Below are 17,679 nucleotides of genomic sequence, written 5' to 3'. Positions count from 1 at the left end.
GCAACTTCTTGCGAACACTCCTGCAAGCCCTTCCATTATCTGCAACCTCTTGCTAACGTCCCCGCAACATGCGAGAGCAGCGGCGCGGTACAGCGCCGGTTGGCACGAAATTCTACCGACGTTTCCCCTGGCGGGCCGCCCTTCCCCCGGCGGGCCTGCCATGACGACAGGAGTACCGATGCGCATCCGTACCGCGGGTGTGGTCGCCGCCGTCGCCCTGGCGCTCGCCGCGTCCGGCTGCGGCGGCAGCGACAACAACGACGAGCCGGCCGCGAAGGAGTCCGCCAAGGCCTCCGGCGGCGAACTGGTGATCTGGGCCGACGACAAGCGGGCCGCCGCCCTCCAGCCCTTCGCCGAGAAGTTCGGCACCGAGAACGGCGTGACCGTCAAGGTCGAGGCTGTCTCCAAGGACCTCCAGACCAACTTCGTGACCGCCTCCCAGCAGGGCAGCGGCCCGGACGTCGTGGTCGGCGCGCACGACTGGATCGGCAACATGGTGCAGAACGGCGCCATCGAGCCGGTGCAGCTCGCCGCCGAGCAGAAGAGCGCCTTCAACGAGACCGCCGTCAAGGCGGTCACCTTCAACGGCCAGGTCTACGGCGTCCCGTACGCCATGGAGAACCTGGCGCTGATCCGCAACACCGAGCTGGCCCCCGACGCGCCGAAGACCATCGAGGACCTCGTCGCCGCCGGCAAGAAGCTCAAGGCGGAGAAGAAGGCCACCGAGATCCTCTGCCTCCAGTCCGGTCAGAACGGCGACGCGTACCACATCTACCCGCTCTACACCTCGGGCGGCGGCTACCTCTTCGGCACCGCGGCCAACGGCGACTACGACCCCAAGGACCTGGGCGTCGGCAAGCCGGAGTCGATCGCGGCGTTCCAGAAGATCGCCAAGCTGGGTGAGAAGGGCGAGGGCGCGCTCAAGCGCTCGATCACCGGCGAGAACTCGATCGCCACCTTCACCGGCAAGAAGTGCGCCTTCCTGGTCTCCGGGCCGTGGGCCATCACCGACGCCAAGAAGGCCGGCATCAAGTACGACATCTCCCCGGTCCCCGGCTTCGCCGGTGGCAAGGAGGCCCAGCCGTTCGTGGGTGTCCAGGCGTTCTACGTCGCCGCCAAGGGCAAGAACAAGGCCCTGGCCCAGGAGTTCGTCGCGAACCACGTCACCACCGCCGACCTGGCCGTGGCGCTCTACAACGCCGAGCCGCGCCCGCCGGCGCTGACCGCCGCCCTCGACCAGGTCAAGGGGAGCGACCCGGACCTGGCCAAGTTCCAGGAGGCCGGCAAGAACGGCCAGCCGCTCCCGGCGATCCCGGCCATGGCCGCGATCTGGGACCCGTTCGGCAAGGCCGAGGCCGCCATCATCGGTGGGGCCGACCCGGCGAAGACCATCACCGCCGCCGGTAAGACGATCTCCGAGCAGATCAAGTAATGAGCACGTCGCTGTCCGGCTCGGGGTCTGGCACACAGACCCCGGGCCGGGAGCCCACCGGCTCCCGGCCCGCGCGCACGCGCCGCGCCGCGCGCAACGACACCCCGATCACCGCCACCGGCCTCGCGGTGAAGGTGATCCTGCTCGGGCTGACCGCCGGGATCGCGGTCTGGGCGGCCTTCCCGCTCGTCGAGGCCGAGAAGTGGGCCGGACTGGCCCTGCTGCTGGCGACCACCGCCGGCCTGTTCTACCTCTACCTCACCCGCCGGCACGTCCCGGCCAAGTACCTGGTCCCCGGCACGCTCTTCCTGATCGCGTTCCAGGTCTTCCCGGTGCTCTACACGGCGAGCACCGCGTTCACCAACTTCGGTGACGGTCACCGGGGCACCAAGGACGACGCGATCGTCGCCATCCAGACCGCCTCGGTCAAGCAGGTGCCCGGCTCCACCGAGTACGCCCTCTCCGTCGCCACCCAGGGCGACCCGGCCACCGGCCCGCTGGTCTTCCTGGTCGCCGACCCGCAGACCGGGAAGGTCTCCGCCGGTGACGCGAACGGACTGCGGGAACTGGACGCGGCGGACGTCACCGTCGCCACCGGCGGCAAGGTCACCGCGGCCGACGGCTACACGGTGCTCAACTTCGGACAGGCCAGCGCCCGCAGTGCGGAGATCACCGGACTGGTGGTGCCGACCGAGTCGGGCGCGTTGCGGTCGTCCGGCCTCTCCCGCGCCTACGAGGGCAAGGCGGTCCGCGCGTACGACGAGAGCTGCGACTGCATCCGGGACACCGAGAGCGGCAAGACCTGGACGGCCGACCCGGCAACCGGCGCGTTCGTCGCCGCCGACGGCGAGCGGCTCGCCCAGGGCTGGAAGGTCGGCGTCGGGCTGCGCAACTTCAGCCAGGTGCTCACCGACCCGAACATCTCCGGGCCGTTCTTCGGCACCCTGCTCTGGAACTTCGCCTTCGCGCTCGGCTCCACCGGGCTCACCTTCGCCCTCGGCATGGCCATCGCGCTGGCGCTGCACTCGCCCCGGATGCGCGGCACCAACATCTACCGGGTCCTGCTGATCCTGCCGTACGCCATGCCGTCGTTCGCGATGCTGCTGGTCTGGCGGGACATGTTCAACACCGACTTCGGTCTGATCAACAACCTGTTCGGCCTCGGCGTGGACTGGTTCGGGCAGGACTGGTCGGCCCGCGCGGCGGTGATCCTGGTGCAGCTCTGGCTCGGCTATCCGTACATGTTCCTGGTGGCCACCGGCGCGTTGCAGGCCATTCCCCGGGAACTGACCGAGGCGACCTCGGTCGACGGGGCCTCGCCCTGGCAGTCGTTCCGGGCGGTCACCCTGCCCCTGCTGCTGGTCGCGCTCTCCCCGCTGCTGATCTCGTCGTTCGCGTACAACTTCAACAACTTCAACGCGATCTACCTGACCACCGAGGGCGGGCCGTTCCCGGCGGACAACCCGACCAGCGGCGCCACGGACCTGCTGATCACCTACACCTACCGGTTGGCCTTCGGCGCGCAGGGCGCCGAGTACGGCCTGGCCGCCGCCGTGTCGATCTTCATCTTCACCATCGTCGCGGTGGTCTCGGCGGTCAGCTTCCGACGCACCCGACAGCAGGAGGAGGTGTACTCGTGACGGTCGCACAGGCACCGGTCGCCAACCGGAAGGCCGGCCGCCCCCGGGGCCGCTGGTTCGCCCAGGTCGGCTGGCGACACCTGGTCGGGGTGCTCGCGGTGGTGTTCAGCCTCTTCCCGATCCTGTTCGTGCTCTCCGCCGCGCTCAACCCGCTGGGCACGCTCAGCTCCACCGGCCTGGTGCCCACCGAGGGCGTGTCGTTCGAGAACTTCACCGGTCTGTTCGAGCGGACCGCCTTCGAGCGGTGGTTCCTCAACTCCCTGCTGGTGGCCGGGGTGGCCAGCTTCGTGTCGGTCTTCCTGTCCGCGCTGGCCGCGTACGCCTTCTCCCGGATGCGCTTCCGGGGCCGGCGGGTCGGGCTGCTCGCGCTGCTGCTGATCCAGATGTTCCCGCAGTTCCTGGCGATCGTGGCGATCTTCCTGATCTTCACCACGGTCACCGACCTCTGGCCGGCGATCGGCTTCAACACCCCGTGGGGCCTGCTCCTGCTCTACCTCGGTGGGGCGCTCGGGGTGAACACCTGGCTGATGAAGGGCTTCTTCGACACGCTCCCCCGGGAGCTGGACGAGTCGGCGACCATGGACGGCGCCTCGCACGCCCAGGTCTTCTTCCGGATCATGCTGCCGCTGGTGGCGCCGATCCTGGCGGTGACCGGCCTGCTCGCCTTCATCGGCACGATCAACGAGTTCCTGATGGCGAACGTGTTCCTCACCAACGCCGAGTCGAAGACCCTCGCGGTCGGCATGTTCGGCCTGGTGGCGGGGGAGCGCAACAACAACTTCGGCATCTTCGCGGCGGGCACCCTGCTCACCGCGATCCCGACGGTACTGGTCTTCCAGTTCGTCCAGCGTTACATCGTCTCCGGCCTCACCGCCGGAGCGGTCAAGGGCTGACCGCAGTCGGGGCCGGAACCGGGCGCGACGAGCGGTCGAGGGCGGCCCCCACAGCCCACCGGCAAGGGCGTCGGCGACGACGTACACCGGAGCAGTCGAGAGCTGCCCGTCGGGTCATCCGACCCGGCGGGCAGTTCGCCTCTTCCCCGTACCCGACCCGGAAAGGGCCGATCATGTCCATGTCCCATCCCGTCGCCCCGCACCACGACGGATCCGCCCGCTACGTGCCCGAGCAGGCGCCGGAGATCGGCGACACCGTTCCGGTCCTCGTCCGGGTGCCGGCCGACGCCGACGTCCGCCAGGTGCACGTGCGTACCACCCCGGACGGGGAGCCGCGCTTCGCCGAGGCCACCGTCGACCACACCGACGGCGACACCGTCTGGTGGCGGGCCCAGGTGGACGTGCGCAACCCGGTCACCAACTACCGCTTCATGCTGACCGGTCGGCGCGGCCACCGGTGGCTGAACGCCGCCGGGCCAATCGACCACGACGTGCCCGACAACGCCGACTTCAGGCTGGTCGCGTACGACCCGCCGCCGGCCTGGGTCCGGGACGCGGTGATCTACCAGATCTTCCCGGACCGGTTCGCCCGCTCGGCGGCGGCGGCGTCCCGGACGGCCCCGGACTGGGCGATCCCGTGCGACTGGGACACCCCGGTCGTCGGGCGCGGCCCGGAAACCCCGTACCAACTCTACGGCGGCGACCTGGACGGGATCACCGAGCACCTGGACCACCTGGACCGGCTCGGGGTCAACACCGTCTACCTCACCCCGGTCTTCCCGGCCCGCTCCAACCACCGGTACGACGCGGCCGGCTTCGACCGGGTCGACCCGCTCCTCGGCGGCGACGCCGCGCTGGCCCGACTCGCCGCCGCGGTGCATGCCCGGGGCTGGCGGCTGCTCGGCGACATCACCAGCAACCACACCGGCGACGGGCACGAGTGGTTCGTCCGGGCCCGCGCCGACGCGCACGCTGTCGAGCGGGAGCTGTACTACTTCGACGCGGACGGCGACTACGAGTCCTGGAACGGGGTCCGGTCGCTGCCGAAGCTGAACTGGGGCAGCGCCGAGCTGCGCCGCCGGTTCGCCACCGACCCCGACTCGCTGCTGCGCCGCTGGCTACGCCCGCCGTACGGGCTGGACGGCTGGCGGGTGGACGTGGCGAACATGACCGGCCGGCGGGGCACCGACGCGTACACCCACGAGGTGGCGGCGCTGCTGCGGGCGGTGGCCACCGACACCCGCCCGGACGCCCTGGTGATGGCCGAACACGGGCACGACCACACCGGCGACCTGGACCGGAACGGCTGGCACGGGACGATGAACTACGTCGGCTTCACCGACCCGGTGTGGAGCTGGCTGCGTGCCGGGGACGATCCGGTGCCGAACTTCCTCGGCACCCCGGGCGGGGTGGTGCGGCGGGACGCGGACGCGGTGCTCGCCACCATGAACACCTACCGGTCACTGGTGTCCTGGCGGTCGTACACCCACTCGTGGCAGCTGCTCGGCTCGCACGACTCGGCCCGGATCCGCACCGTGGTCGGGGACGCGGCCCGGCAGGAGGTCGCCGCCGGGCTGCTCGCCACCATGCCCGGCACTCCGATGATCTTCGCCGGGGACGAGCTGGGGCTGACCGGTACGAACGGGGAGGGGTCGCGCACCCCGATGCCCTGGCACCGGCCGGAGACCTGGGACAACCGGACGTTCGAGACGTACCGGTCGTTGATCGCGCTGCGCCGGGCCGAGCCCGCGCTGCGCCACGGCGGCCTGCGCTGGCTGTATGCCGACGCCGACACCCTGGTCTTCGCCCGGGAGGCGGTCGAGGGCACCGCCGTGGTGCTGGCCCGCCGGGCCCCCGGCCGTCCGGTCCGCCTCGCCGGCGTGCCGGCCGCCGACAACGTCCACGGCGGCGCGCCGTCCCTGCGTCCGGCCGCCGACGGCACCGTCACACTTCCCGGTGACGGCCCCACATTCCAGGTTTGGCGCCAGGGGTGAGGCGGACGCAGGGCTTCGGCTGTCAGGCGTCGGCGAGGAGGTTCCGGAGGCCGACGAGGTAGGTGTCCCGGTCCGGGCGACCGGTGAGATCCGCTGCAACAGATAGCCGAGCATCATGCTGAACAGCGCGGCGGCGACGCCCTCGACGTCGCTCTCGGCGGTCACCGCCGCTCCCGAGTTGCTGCCGCAGCCGTGGGGTGCGCTCGGGCAGTGGCTGCCGGTCGGTGCCGGGGGCACCCTGCTCCGCTCGGCCGCGTTCTTCGACGGTGCCGGTGCCGGTCAGGCGCTCGCCGTGCTGACCGGCTACGCGGTGATCGGAGTCGGTCTGACCCTGGTCGGCCGGCGCGCTCCGGCGGACGCCGTCCGGGCGCTGTCCGACCCGGCCGGTCCGGCTCCGGTGCCGGCGACGGTCACCGGCTGACACCCGCCCGGGTGGTTGCGGGGGACCCTTCCTACCGCTTTTTGCCGAGGAAGGGCCCCCTGCAACCAGAGGAATAGCCCGTGCAACCAGAGGAAGGGCCGCTGCAAGCACGATTCGCCCCCAGGGGCGGCTACTACGGTGTGTCGTTGATGGGGGAGGATGTACGTCGTGGAAGCTATCCGGCTCGTACTCCTCTATGCCCACCTGATCGGTTTCGCCCTGCTGCTCGGCGGTGGCGTCGCCCAACTCGTCTCCGGGCGGATCAGGATCAATCCCGCGATGCTCTGGGGGGCGATCATCCAACTGGTGACCGGGCTCGGTCTCTCCGCCCCGCTGCGGGACGGCGACGAACCGGCCCCGGCGAAGCTTGTTACCAAGTTGGTGCTCGCGCTGCTCATCTTCGTCATGGTTTTCTTCTCCCGGAAGCGGGAGGCGGTCAATCGGGGACACTTCCTGGCAATCGTCGGGTTGACCCTGGTCAACGCGGCGGTGGCGGTCTTCTGGCGGTGACACGGCCGGGTCGCCGGGCGCACATGGAAGCCGGCGTCCGGCGGTGGCCCGGCGGGTTACCGTGAACCCGGCGAGTGACCTGCCGCACGCGACGGTTACGTAGCGGTAACAGCCAACCAACAGTCGTGCACGATTGTCGGCCGGCGGGAGGGCGTGCGGCTACGCTTCGCGTCCGTAACGTGAGACGCCGGCGGCAAGGCGCAGGCCGGCTTGATGACTGTCACCGCCGTCAGTGGCGGTGGCGATGGGGAGGGAGTCGTCTTGCGCTCTGTGCGTGGGATGCGGGTCGTCTCGGCGCTCGCGGTCGGCGGGCTGGTGCTCGGCGCCGCGGCGTGCGGTGAGGCTCCGGAGGAGAACAACGGTGCCGGCGAGGGTGGCGAGAAGTACACCGCCTGCATGGTGACCGACGTCGGCGGCATCGACGACAAGTCGTTCAACACCTCGGCCTGGAAGGGCCTGGAGGCCGCCAAGGCCGAGAACAGCAACATCGAGACCAAGTACGTGGCGTCCAAGGCCGAGGCCGACTACGAGCCCAACCTGACCCAGTACGTCAACCAGAAGTGCGACTTCATCCTGGCCGTCGGCGGCCTCATGGAGAACGCGACCAAGAAGATCGCCGAGGCGAACCCGAACCAGCAGTTCGGCATCGTCGACTCCAAGCCGGGTGTGGCCAACGTCTACCCGATGCAGTTCGACACCGCGCAGGCCGGCTTCCTCGCCGGTTACCTGGCGGCCGGCATGAGCAAGAGCAAGAAGGTCGGCACCTACGGCGGCATGAAGATCCCGCCGGTGACCATCTTCATGGACGGCTTCGTCGACGGCGTGGCCCACTACAACAAGACCAAGAGCGCCACCGTCCAGGCGCTCGGCTGGGACAAGGCGACTCAGAACGGCTCGTTCACCAACGACTTCATCAAGCAGGACGAGGGCAAGAAGGTCGGTGACGCCCTGGTCGCCCAGGGTGCCGACATCGTCATGCCGGTCGCCGGTGGCGCCGGGCTCGGCACCACCGCCGCCGCCCAGGCCAGCGGGGGCAAGTACAACACCATCTGGGTGGACGTCGACGGCTGCGAGAGCACCCCGAACTGCCCGGCGATCATCACCACCGTGGTGAAGAACATCCCGGACGCCGTGAAGGAGGCCGTGGTCAAGGCGGCCAAGGGCGAGAAGCTGGAGGCCACCCCGGGCTACCTGGGCAACCTGGCCAACAACGGCGTCTCGCTCGCCCCGTTCCACGACTTCGACAGCAAGGTCCCGGCCGAGCTGAAGGCCGAGCTGGACAAGCTCAAGGCCGACATCTCCGCCGGCACCGTCCAGGTCACCTCGGCCGCCCAGCCGAAGTGACCCGCCGCCGGTCACCGCGTGAGTGGTGACCGGCGGTCGAGTACCACGACGGCCGCTCCGGCCGGCACGGATGCGAACCCCTGCCGCCGGAGCGGCCGATCTGCACCGACGTCCCCCACCACGCGGCCGACGGCCACCCCGCCCGACCAGGTCGCACCCACGTACGCACTCCAGGAGGTTGCGCTGAGACTCGAACTGCGCGGCATCACCAAGCGGTTCGGTGATCTGGTCGCCAACGACCACATCGACCTGACGGTGGAGCCTGGAGAGATTCACGCCCTGCTCGGCGAGAACGGCGCGGGCAAGTCGACCCTGATGAACGTCCTTTACGGGCTCTACCAGCCCGACGAGGGCGAGATCCTGGTCGACGGGAAGCCGCTCAAGCTGCGGGGGCCGTCGGACGCCATCGCGGCCGGCATCGGCATGGTGCACCAGCACTTCATGCTCGTGCCGGTCTTCACGGTGGCGGAGAACGTCATGCTCGGCGCGGAGAAGGTGCGCGGCGGGCTCGCCGGCTTCCTCGACCGCCGCCGGGCCAGCCGGGAGGTCGCCGAGGTCTCCGAGAGGTACAACCTGCGGGTCGACCCGCACGCGGTGGTCGAGGACCTGCCGGTCGGCATCCAGCAGCGGGTGGAGATCGTCAAGGCGCTCACCCGCGAGGTGGACCTGCTCATCCTCGACGAGCCGACCGCGGTGCTCACCCCGCAGGAAACCGAGGAACTGCTGACCGTGATGCGGTCGCTGAAGGCGGCCGGGAAGTCCATCGTCTTCATCACCCACAAGCTCGGCGAGGTCAAGGCGATCGCCGACCGGATCACCGTGATCCGGCGCGGGAAGACCGTCGGCACCGCCTCCCCGAGCGCCAGCCGGGACGAACTGGCCGCCCTGATGGTCGGCCGCAGCGTGCACCTGACCGTGCGGAAGGAGCCGGCGAAGCCGGGCGCCCCCGTACTGGAGGTCGCCGGCCTGGTCGTCGACGACGACCGGGACGTCCGCGCGGTCGACGGCGTCGACCTGACCGTCCACGCGGGCGAGGTGCTCGGCATCGCGGGCGTGCAGGGCAACGGGCAGACCGAGCTGGTCGAGGCGGTCATGGGCCTGCGGCCGGTGCTCGCCGGCGGTGTCTCGCTGAACGGGGAGCGGATCGACGGCTGGTCGCCGAAGAAGGTGCTCCGCGCCGGGGTCGGTTACGTCCCCGAGGACCGTAGCGTCGACGGCATCGTCAAGGAGTTCTCCGTCGCGGAGAACCTGGTCCTGGACCTCTACGACCAGCCTCCGTTCGCCTCCGGCCTGGCGCTGAAGCCGGACGCCATCGCGAAGTCGGCCCAGGAGCGGATCGCACAGTTCGACGTCCGGACCTCCTCGGCGGACGCGCCGGTCGGCACGCTCTCCGGCGGCAACCAGCAGAAGGTCATCGTGGCCCGGGAGTTCTCCCGGCCGCTGAAGCTCTTCATCGCCTCCCAGCCGACCCGGGGCGTGGACGTCGGCTCGATCGAGTTCATCCACAGCCAGATCATCCGGGAGCGGGACACCGGCACCGCCGTACTGGTGGTCTCCAGCGAACTGGACGAGGTGATCGGCCTGGCCGACCGGATCGCGGTGATGTACCGGGGCCGGATCATCGGCATCGTCCCCCCGGACACCCCGCGCGAGGAGATCGGCCTGCTGATGGCCGGCATCACCCCGGATCAGGCGGCCGGCACCGACGCCCGGTCCGGCGACGCCACGACCGACGGCGCGACGGCCACCCCGGCGTCCGACGGCCCAGTGAACGAGGACGAGGCATGACCAACCCCAACCCCGACGCCGGGTCCCCGGACAAGGAGCCGGCGAGCCCGGAGCAGGCCGCCCGCGACGCGGCCGGCGGCACCGGCCGGGCCGCCGACCCGACGGCCGCGACCACGCCGGCCGGGACGCAGCAGCCGGCCGCGACCACGCCGGTCGGGAAGAAACGGCCCGAGGACGACGCGCGACCCTCGCTCGGGCAGCTCTTCCTGGCCAACCTCTGGGCGGCCAACACGGTCACCGTGACGGTGCTCGCGCTGGTGCTGGCGATGCTGGTCGGCGCGGTCCTGATCATCATCTCCGACCCGGAGGTGCTGGCCACCTACAGCTACATCACCGCCCGCCCCTCGGACGCGATCAACGCGAGCTGGGCAGCGGTCAGCGAGGGCTACGCCAACCTCTTCAAGGGCTCGATCTTCGATCCGGAGGCGTTCTCCGGCTGGCTGAACGGCAGCAACGGCTGGGAGCCGGTCTTCGCGCCGATCTCCGAGACGCTCACCTACGCCGCGCCGCTGGTCTTCACCGGCCTGTCGGTCGCGCTCGCCTTCCGGGGCGGCCTGTTCAACATCGGTGCCCAGGGCCAGGCGACCATCGGCGTCATCCTCGCCGCGCTCGCCGGCTTCCTGCTGCCGCTGCCGCCGGTGCTGCACCTGCTCGTCGCGGTGATCGCCGGTGCGCTCGGCGGCGCGATCTGGGGCTTCATCCCGGGCATCCTGAAGGCCCGGGCCGGGGCGCACGAGGTGATCAACACGATCATGCTCAACTACGTCGGCGTCTACTTCCTCTCCTGGATCATCGTGCAGAACGGCGTCCAGGACCCGGAGCGCACCGACGCGATCAGCCGCTCGGTGGACGGCTCCGCCCAGCTGCCTCGACTGCTCGGGGCCGACCTGCGGGTGCACGCCGGCATCCTGCTCGCGGTGGCGGCCACCTGGTTCGTCGCCTGGCTGCTCAACCGCTCGACCTTCGGGTTCGAGCTGCGTGCGGTCGGGGCAAATCCGGACGCCGCCCGCACCGCCGGCATCGGCGTGGGGAAGACGTACACGCTGCTGATGGTGCTGGCGGGGGCGCTCGCCGGGCTCGGCGGCGCGCAGATGGTGCTCGGCACCACCGCCGCCGCGCTGACTCCGCTGGTGGTGGCGCAGATCGGCTTCGACGGCATCCTGGTGGCGCTGCTCGGCCGGGTGAAGCCGTGGGGTGTGCTGCTCGCCGCGCTGCTGTTCGGCGCGCTCCAGGCCGGCGGCAACCGGATGCAGTCCTACTCCGGGATCTCGCTGGAGCTGGTCACCGTGCTCCAGGCGCTGATCGTCATCTTCATCGCCGCTCCCGCGCTGGTGAAGGCGATCTTCCGGCTCCGGGCGGCCCGCGCCGCGCGGTTGCAGACGAGCCTCGCGAAGGGCTGGTGACCGGTGCACGCGATCAGTGAGCCGACGAGCCCCGCAGTCGTGAACGGAGACCCGAGCTGATGTCCACGATGGCTGTCGACGACGTCGCCGTCGCCCCCGTCCACGAGGGCTTCTGGACCCGCAACCGCAAGATCGGCGCGGTGCTGCTGGCGCTCGGCCTGCTCGCCGCGATCCTCTTCGGCGCGCTCGCCACCGGCCAGCAGGCACGCTTCACGCTCAGCGAGGACGCCGAGGGCGCCGCGCTGGCCGTCGACGGCACGGTCGGCGCGATCCTCTTCGGCGTGCTCGCCGTCGCCGCCGGGGCGGCCCTGCTGGCCGGCATCCCCAAGCGCTGGTTCACCACCGTGCTCGCGGTCGGCGTGGTGGGCTTCGTCGCGTCGTTCCTCTGCTGGCAGGTCTCGGCCGCGCCGGCCGGGCAGAACTTCATGCCGATGGTCAACATCGTCCGGGGCACGTTCATCCTGGCCCTGCCGCTGATCTTCGGCGCGCTGGCCGGGGTGCTCTGCGAGCGCTCCGGGGTGGTGAACGTGGCGATCGAGGGCCAGCTCCTGATGGGGGCCTTCGCCGGTGCCCTGTTCGGCACGATGACCGGCAACGTCTGGGTCGGCCTGGTGGCCGCCGCGCTCGGCGGCGCGTTCATCTCGCTGCTGCTGGCCGTCTTCGCCATCCGCTACCTGGTCGACCAGGTGGTCATCGGCATCGTCCTGAACCTGCTCGCGCTCGGCCTGACCGGCTTCCTCTACGAGCGGCTGATGCAGACCGACACCGAGAAGTACAACCAGCCGCCGCGCTTCGACACCTGGGCGATTCCGCTGCTGGAGGACATCCCGGTGATCGGGCCGGCGCTGTTCCGGGGCAACATCTTCCTCTACCTCGGGCTGATCCTGGTCCTGGTCATCCACATCGCGCTGTTCCGGACCCGGTGGGGGCTGCGGACCCGGGCGGTGGGCGAGCACCCGACCGCCGCCGACACCCTCGGCGTGAAGGTGCTGGCGGTGCGGTACCGGAACGTGATCCTGGCCGGGCTGGTCGCCGGCATCGGCGGCGCGTCGTACACCCTGGCGCTCTACACCTTCACCAAGAACATGATCGGCGGTAAGGGCTTCATCGCCCTGGCCGCGCTGATCTTCGGCCGGTGGAGCCCGACCGGGGCGCTGCTCGCCGCGCTCTTCTTCGGCTTCGCCGACCAGCTCGGCACCTACCTCGGCGCGATCAACAGCATCATCCCCAGCCAGTTCCTGGCGATGCTGCCGTACCTCGCGACCATGCTGGCGGTGGCCGGCCTGGTCGGCAAGGTCCGCGCGCCGGCCGCCGACGGCAAGCCGTACATCAAGGGCTGACCGCTCGCATCCGTGGGCCCGGTGGGATCCGTCCCACCGGGCCCACGTGTCTTTCGACCGCCGGTCCGACGGTACGGCCCGGGCATCGTCGACCGTCGCTACTGTGTCGAGGATGGACGAACGGGGGAGTGATGGTTGGTACCTGCTCGCCGGGGTGCTGGTCGCCGCCTTCGTGGCCGCGCTCGGCGGGGCGGCCCTGGCCGACGGGTGGCAGAACGAGGCGCGTGCCCTGGCGGCCTGCAAGCCGGCGTCCCTTTCCTGCCTGAGCCTGGGGTATCCGCTGCTCTTCGTCGGCGTGTTCGTGGCGGTCGCGGCGGTGTGGCTGGCGCAGCGCGTGATGGGGACCGCCGAACCGGAGTGGGGCACCCTGGCCGGCCTGGCCGCCACCACCGGTGCGCTGCTGCTCTGGGAGGCCGGGCAACCACGCTGGGTGCCACCCCCGACCGACCTGGCCGCCCTGCTGGCCGGGGCCGGCGTCGCCGTCGGTGTGGCGGTCGTCGCCGCTCCGCTGCCGCGCGTGCTCCGGGTGGTGTTCGTGGTGGCGCTGGCCGTGCCGTTCGCGGTGTACCCGACCCTGTCGCGGGAGACCCGTCGGGCGGACCTGGCGGACCGGCTCGACCGGGTCGGACTGCCCCTGCTGGTACCCCGGGCGGACGGCTTCGCGGTCGACTCGGCCCGGGCGGACCCGGGACGCCGGTTCGTGCACGTGACGGTGGACCGGAAGGCGGACCCGCGAACCGACCTGACGTCCGAGGACCGGGGCCGAACCGTCTCGATTCTGGTGACGCCCGTACCGGCGGACTTCGCCCCGCCCGCCCGGTGCGGCCCTGCGGCGGCCGACCTGCCGGTGCCCGACGGAGCCCCGGCACCGTCGACCGACCCCTGTCGACCGGTCGGGCCGGACCACTGGACCCGCACCGAGGCGGGCGACGAGGTCCACCTGCTCCGGCGGAATGACGCGTTGGTGCTGGTCCAGCCGGGCTGGAACGCGTCGGACAGGGACGCGGCGACGGTGGCGGACAGCCTGACCGAGGTGGCTCCGCGCCGACTGGCCGAACTCGCCCTCGGCTGACGGGTCCCGCCCCGACCACCCGACGGCACCGATCCGGTCGGACCGGACCCCGCCGCAGGTCGTCGCGGGGGTGGGGCAGAATCGCCGGCATGGACATCGACTGGGAGCGGCTGCGCGGCGCCGCCACCGAGGTCATGCGGCACGCCTACGTGCCCTACTCGCGGTTCCCGGTCGGGGCCGCCGCCCTGGTCGACGACGGTCGGGTGGTGGTCGGCTGCAACGTCGAGAACGCCGCGTACGGCGTGGTGCTCTGCGCCGAGTGCGGGGTGGTCTCCGCGCTGCACTCGTCCGGCGGCGGTCGGCTGGTCGCCCTCTCCTGCGTGGACGCGACCGGCGAACCGTTGATGCCGTGCGGCCGGTGCCGGCAGCTGCTCTGGGAGCACGGCGGCCCGGAGTGCCTCATCGAGGCGAAGGGCGGTCCGCTGCGGATGGCCGAACTGCTCCCGCACGCGTTCGACGTGACCGACCTGGAAGCGGTGGTCGGCGAGGCCCCGGTGCCGGTGGTGCCGGAGCGGCTGGCCGCCTGGCGGGGCCGGGGCACCGTCTTCGTGCACCCCGACCTCGACGCCGGCCGGCAGGTCTGGACGGCGTACTGGGAACGGTCGGCCGGCGACGACGTCGGCGCCGAGACCGGCGTGCTGGAGGAGGCCCCCACGTGGGGTGACCCGGCCGAGGCGATCACCTGGGGGCACGCCCGGACGCCCCGGGTCGTGGTGGTCGACGCCACCGGCACCATCTACTGGGCCGGCGAGGGCGAGCCACCGATGGAGATCCCGGTCCGGTGGCCCGGCCAGGTCGAGGGAGGAGAACGATGAGCGGGTTCGCGGCGGTCGACGTCATCCGCGCGAAGCGGGACGGCGGGGTGCTCTCCGACGCGCAGATCGACTGGGTGGTCGACGCGTACACCCGGGGGCAGGTCGCCGACGAGCAGATGTCCGCGCTGGCCATGGCGATCCTGCTGCGCGGCATGACCGCTGCGGAGATCGCCCGCTGGACGGCCGCGATGATCGCGAGCGGGGAGCGGCTGGACCTCTCCGCCGTCGACCGGCCCACCGCCGACAAGCACTCCACCGGCGGCGTCGGCGACAAGATCACTCTGCCGCTGACCCCGCTGGTCGCGGCCTGCGGCGCGGCGGTGCCGCAGCTCTCCGGGCGGGGCCTCGGCCACACCGGCGGCACCCTCGACAAGCTGGAGTCCATCCCGGGTTGGCGGGCCGCGCTGAGCAACGACGAGTTCATTGCCCAGCTCCGTGACGTGGGCGCGGTGATCTGCGCCGCCGGGGAGGGGCTCGCTCCGGCCGACCGTAAGCTCTACGCCCTGCGCGACGTCACCGGCACCGTCGAGGCGATCCCGCTGATCGCCAGCTCGATCATGAGCAAGAAGATCGCCGAGGGCACCGGCGCGCTGGTGCTCGACGTGAAGGTCGGCTCCGGCGCGTTCATGAAGTCCGTCGACCAGGCCCGGGAGCTGGCCCGCACCATGGTCGAACTGGGCGGCGCGCACGGCGTGCGGACGGTCGCCCTGCTCACCGACATGTCCACCCCGCTCGGCCTGGCCGTGGGCAACGCGGTCGAGGTGACCGAGTCGGTGGAGGTGCTCGCCGGGGGTGGCCCCGCCGACGTGGTCGAGCTGACCCTGGCCCTGGCCCGGGAGATGCTCGACGCCGCCGGGCTGCCGGACGCCGACCCGGCCGCCGCGCTCGCCGACGGGCGGGCGATGGACACCTGGCGGGCGATGGTCCGGGCGCAGGGCGGTGACCCGGACGCCCCGATGCCGAAGGCCGACGAGGTGGAGGTGGTCCGCGCCGGGGCCGACGGGTTCGTCGCCGCCGTGGACGCGTACGCGATCGGGGTGGCCGCGTGGCGGCTCGGGGCGGGCCGGGCCCGCAAGGAGGACCCGGTGAGCGTCCCGGCCGGGGTGGTGCTGCACAAGCGTCCCGGTGACCCGGTCCGGGCCGGCGAACCCCTCTACGAGCTGCGCGCCTCCGACGCCGCCCGGATCCCGGCGGCCCTGGCGGAGGCGGCGGGGGCGGTCCGGATCACCCCGACCGCGCCGTCGGTGGCCCCGCTGGTGATCGAGCGGATCGCCTGAGGCGGGCGGGCCGAGGTGAGCGCCGTACCCGCGCCCGACCCGGGAGACGTCCGTGAGGCGAGCCTCGACGAGCTGAGTCGGCTCGGGCTGCCGCTGCCGCCGGAGAACTTCCCGCTCGTCTGGGAGCCGGGGGACGAGATCGAGCTGCGGCCGACCATCGAGGTCGAGGCGCGGATCGCCGTACTGCACCTGATCCTGGCCCGCTGCTTCGGCATGCCGACAGAGGCGGCGATGGGTTGGCTGCTCAACTCGCGGCTCGTGGACTCGGTCACCCCGCCGGAGTGGGACTTCGTCACCGCCGGCACGGGTGACCACCGCTCGTTCGTGCTGCACCACGACGCCCTCTTCGCGCTGACCTGGGTGCTCGGCCTGACCCGGCAGCTCGACCCGTCCCTGCCGGTCGACGAGGACCTGGTCGCGAAGCTGCCGAACATCGTCGGCGGGGAGACGTTCGACGGGTGGCGGGCGCGGCTGCTCGTCGCCCCGCAGCATCCCGCCGACGCGGCGGCCCTGCTCGACCTGCACTACTGCCTGGACTGGGCGTACCTGGAGTCGGAGCGGGAGGGGCTGCCACTGCCGGGGGTGATCGACTCACACGCCATCGGTCAGCGCCGCTGGGCGTTGGAGTGGGCCGTGGTGCTGCGCGGCCCGTACCACGACCCGCCCCCGGGCTGGGAAGAGGTCGACCTCTCCACCTGAGACCGGTCGTCCCTTCACCTGGGACCAGTCGTCTCTCCACCCGGGCCGGCGGGTCCGGCTCGGAGTCCGGCCGCCGGCCGTCAGGCCGGGCGGTAGCGGGACAGCCGGACGGCGGCGGTCACCGTGACCGGCTCCGCCAGGTCGGCGATCCGGGCGGCGAGCCGGGCCGGGTCGGTGTGCCAGGCACTCGGCCCCATCCCCACCAGGGTCTCGACCTCCGACCGGGTCAGCATCAGCCGCGCCCGGTGTTCGGTGGTGCCGGTCGCGGTGAAGTGGCCGGCCAGGCTCCCGGCCACCCGCTCGGCCTTCGCCGGGTCCACCCGCAGCAGGTCGAGCGCGTCGACCAGCTCGGCCAGGTGTTCCGCGACCGGGGTGACCACCAGCAGCGTGCCGGCCGGGTCGAGGACCCGACGGAACTCCGCCCCGTTGCGGGGGGCGAAGACGTTCAGCAGCACGGCCACCGAGGCGTCGGCCAGGGGCAGCCGCTGCCAGGTGTCGGCGAGCGCCGCGCCGGCCCGGGGGTGGGCGCGGGCCGCGCGGCGCAGTGCCGGCTTCGAGACGTCCAGCGCCAGGCCGACGGCGTCGGGCCGTGCCGCCAGCACCGCCGCCAGGTGCCGGCCGGTGCCCGCCCCCGGCTCCACCACCAGCGGGTACGCCCCACCGGTCGGCACGTGGTCGACCGGAGCCGTGTCGGCCGGAACCGGGTCGGTCGACGTCGTCCGGGTCGGGGGCCGGGCGGCCGGTCGGTGGGCGGCCAGCGCCCGCACCGCGGCGTCGGCGAGGGCCGACGAGACCACGTCGTAGTGTCCGGCGGCGAGGAAGTCGGCCCGGGCGGCGACCATCGCGGCGTTGTCTCCGGCGTGCGGGGTACGCCCGGCCAGCAGGTTGACGTACCCCTGCCGGGCGACGTCGAAGCTGTGGCCGCGCGGGCACCGCAGAGCGTGCGCGGTGCCGACGGTGGCCGGGGCGAGCGTCCCGGCGCAGACCGGGCAGCGCAGCCGGTTGACGATCTCCGGGTCCACGGAGGCCATCGTACGGTCCGTGCGGAGGC

The 17,679-nt window shown here is 71.9% G+C and carries 15 protein-coding genes; 14 read left to right on the top strand and 1 reads right to left on the bottom strand.

All coding sequences use genetic code 11. The features are described 5' to 3' along the window. Positions 1 to 178 precede the first annotated feature (178 nt). From ACIBJE_RS13250 to ACIBJE_RS13185, 14 genes are all read left to right on the top strand, one after another. Complete coding sequence (locus ACIBJE_RS13250; RefSeq protein ID WP_396747558.1) at positions 179 to 1,432, top strand: extracellular solute-binding protein; 1,254 nt, start codon at positions 179 to 181, stop codon at positions 1,430 to 1,432. Further along, complete coding sequence (locus tag ACIBJE_RS13245) at positions 1,432 to 3,072, top strand: ABC transporter permease subunit (protein ID WP_396747555.1); 1,641 nt, start codon at positions 1,432 to 1,434, stop codon at positions 3,070 to 3,072. The genes ACIBJE_RS13250 and ACIBJE_RS13245 overlap by 1 nt, the downstream gene beginning before the upstream one ends. Next, positions 3,069 to 3,965: a sugar ABC transporter permease gene (locus ACIBJE_RS13240; RefSeq protein WP_396747552.1), complete on the top strand. Its 897-nt coding sequence runs from the start codon at positions 3,069 to 3,071 to the stop codon at positions 3,963 to 3,965. Before ACIBJE_RS13245 ends, ACIBJE_RS13240 begins: the two co-directional genes overlap by 4 nt. Positions 3,966 to 4,144: 179 nt before the next feature. Continuing rightward, complete coding sequence (locus ACIBJE_RS13235) at positions 4,145 to 5,959, top strand: glycoside hydrolase family 13 protein (RefSeq protein WP_396747549.1); 1,815 nt, start codon at positions 4,145 to 4,147, stop codon at positions 5,957 to 5,959. Between the two features lie 115 nt (positions 5,960 to 6,074). Further along, positions 6,075 to 6,380: a hypothetical protein gene (locus ACIBJE_RS13230; RefSeq protein ID WP_396747547.1), complete on the top strand. Its 306-nt coding sequence runs from the start codon at positions 6,075 to 6,077 to the stop codon at positions 6,378 to 6,380. 168 nt (positions 6,381 to 6,548) lie between these two features. Continuing rightward, entirely contained in the window at positions 6,549 to 6,890 is a 342-nt protein-coding gene (locus ACIBJE_RS13225) for a hypothetical protein (protein ID WP_396747544.1), read from the top strand. A gap of 279 nt (positions 6,891 to 7,169) precedes the next feature. Next, on the top strand, positions 7,170 to 8,234 hold the full coding sequence (locus ACIBJE_RS13220; RefSeq protein ID WP_396747660.1) for a BMP family protein: 1,065 nt from the start codon (positions 7,170 to 7,172) through the stop codon (positions 8,232 to 8,234). An 18-nt stretch (positions 8,235 to 8,252) separates the two neighbouring features. Then, on the top strand, positions 8,253 to 10,022 hold the full coding sequence (locus tag ACIBJE_RS13215) for an ABC transporter ATP-binding protein (RefSeq protein ID WP_396747541.1): 1,770 nt from the start codon (positions 8,253 to 8,255) through the stop codon (positions 10,020 to 10,022). Beyond that, entirely contained in the window at positions 10,019 to 11,425 is a 1,407-nt protein-coding gene (locus tag ACIBJE_RS13210; protein ID WP_396747538.1) for an ABC transporter permease, read from the top strand. Before ACIBJE_RS13215 ends, ACIBJE_RS13210 begins: the two co-directional genes overlap by 4 nt. 59 nt (positions 11,426 to 11,484) lie before the next feature. Further along, complete coding sequence (locus ACIBJE_RS13205; protein ID WP_396747535.1) at positions 11,485 to 12,765, top strand: ABC transporter permease; 1,281 nt, start codon at positions 11,485 to 11,487, stop codon at positions 12,763 to 12,765. Positions 12,766 to 12,877: 112 nt separating this feature from the next. Further along, the gene (locus tag ACIBJE_RS13200) at positions 12,878 to 13,837 is read left to right on the top strand and encodes a hypothetical protein (RefSeq protein ID WP_396747532.1); all 960 of its coding nucleotides are present in this window, start codon (positions 12,878 to 12,880) and stop codon (positions 13,835 to 13,837) included. An 89-nt stretch (positions 13,838 to 13,926) separates the two neighbouring features. Then, the gene (locus ACIBJE_RS13195) at positions 13,927 to 14,652 is read left to right on the top strand and encodes a cytidine deaminase (RefSeq protein ID WP_396747529.1); all 726 of its coding nucleotides are present in this window, start codon (positions 13,927 to 13,929) and stop codon (positions 14,650 to 14,652) included. Further along, entirely contained in the window at positions 14,649 to 15,929 is a 1,281-nt protein-coding gene (locus ACIBJE_RS13190; RefSeq protein ID WP_396747526.1) for a thymidine phosphorylase, read from the top strand. Before ACIBJE_RS13195 ends, ACIBJE_RS13190 begins: the two co-directional genes overlap by 4 nt. A 15-nt stretch (positions 15,930 to 15,944) precedes the next feature. Next, positions 15,945 to 16,628, top strand: a complete 684-nt coding sequence (locus ACIBJE_RS13185; protein ID WP_396747523.1) for a DUF4272 domain-containing protein — start codon at positions 15,945 to 15,947, stop codon at positions 16,626 to 16,628. 80 nt (positions 16,629 to 16,708) lie between these two features. On the opposite strand, the gene ACIBJE_RS13180 is transcribed toward ACIBJE_RS13185, so the two are convergent. Then, a complete protein-coding gene (locus ACIBJE_RS13180; protein WP_396747520.1) occupies positions 16,709 to 17,659 on the bottom strand; it encodes a putative RNA methyltransferase in 951 nt (316 codons plus the stop codon). Between the last annotated feature and the right edge of the window lie 20 nt (positions 17,660 to 17,679).

This window comes from Micromonospora sp. NPDC050187 (assembly GCF_044459745.1).
In the GTDB taxonomy this organism is placed as follows: domain Bacteria; phylum Actinomycetota; class Actinomycetes; order Mycobacteriales; family Micromonosporaceae; genus Micromonospora.
The sequence above is the reverse complement of the archived record's forward strand: the minus strand, read 5'-3'. Positions and strand labels throughout refer to the sequence as shown.

Bases quoted from the DNA above. Each gene is read 5' to 3' on its own strand.
- ACIBJE_RS13250 (WP_396747558.1), top strand. From the start codon at position 179: ATGCGCATCCGTACCGCGGGTGTGGTCGCCGCCGTCGCCCTGGCGCTC.
- ACIBJE_RS13195 (WP_396747529.1), top strand. From the start codon at position 13,927: ATGGACATCGACTGGGAGCGGCTGCGCGGCGCCGCCACCGAGGTCATG.
- ACIBJE_RS13210 (WP_396747538.1), top strand. From the start codon at position 10,019: ATGACCAACCCCAACCCCGACGCCGGGTCCCCGGACAAGGAGCCGGCG.
- ACIBJE_RS13180 (WP_396747520.1), bottom strand. From the start codon at position 17,659: ATGGCCTCCGTGGACCCGGAGATCGTCAACCGGCTGCGCTGCCCGGTC.
- ACIBJE_RS13235 (WP_396747549.1), top strand. From the start codon at position 4,145: ATGTCCCATCCCGTCGCCCCGCACCACGACGGATCCGCCCGCTACGTG.
- ACIBJE_RS13230 (WP_396747547.1), top strand. From the start codon at position 6,075: ATGCTGAACAGCGCGGCGGCGACGCCCTCGACGTCGCTCTCGGCGGTC.
- ACIBJE_RS13200 (WP_396747532.1), top strand. From the start codon at position 12,878: ATGGACGAACGGGGGAGTGATGGTTGGTACCTGCTCGCCGGGGTGCTG.
- ACIBJE_RS13190 (WP_396747526.1), top strand. From the start codon at position 14,649: ATGAGCGGGTTCGCGGCGGTCGACGTCATCCGCGCGAAGCGGGACGGC.
- ACIBJE_RS13220 (WP_396747660.1), top strand. From the start codon at position 7,170: ATGCGGGTCGTCTCGGCGCTCGCGGTCGGCGGGCTGGTGCTCGGCGCC.
- ACIBJE_RS13205 (WP_396747535.1), top strand. From the start codon at position 11,485: ATGTCCACGATGGCTGTCGACGACGTCGCCGTCGCCCCCGTCCACGAG.
- ACIBJE_RS13245 (WP_396747555.1), top strand. From the start codon at position 1,432: ATGAGCACGTCGCTGTCCGGCTCGGGGTCTGGCACACAGACCCCGGGC.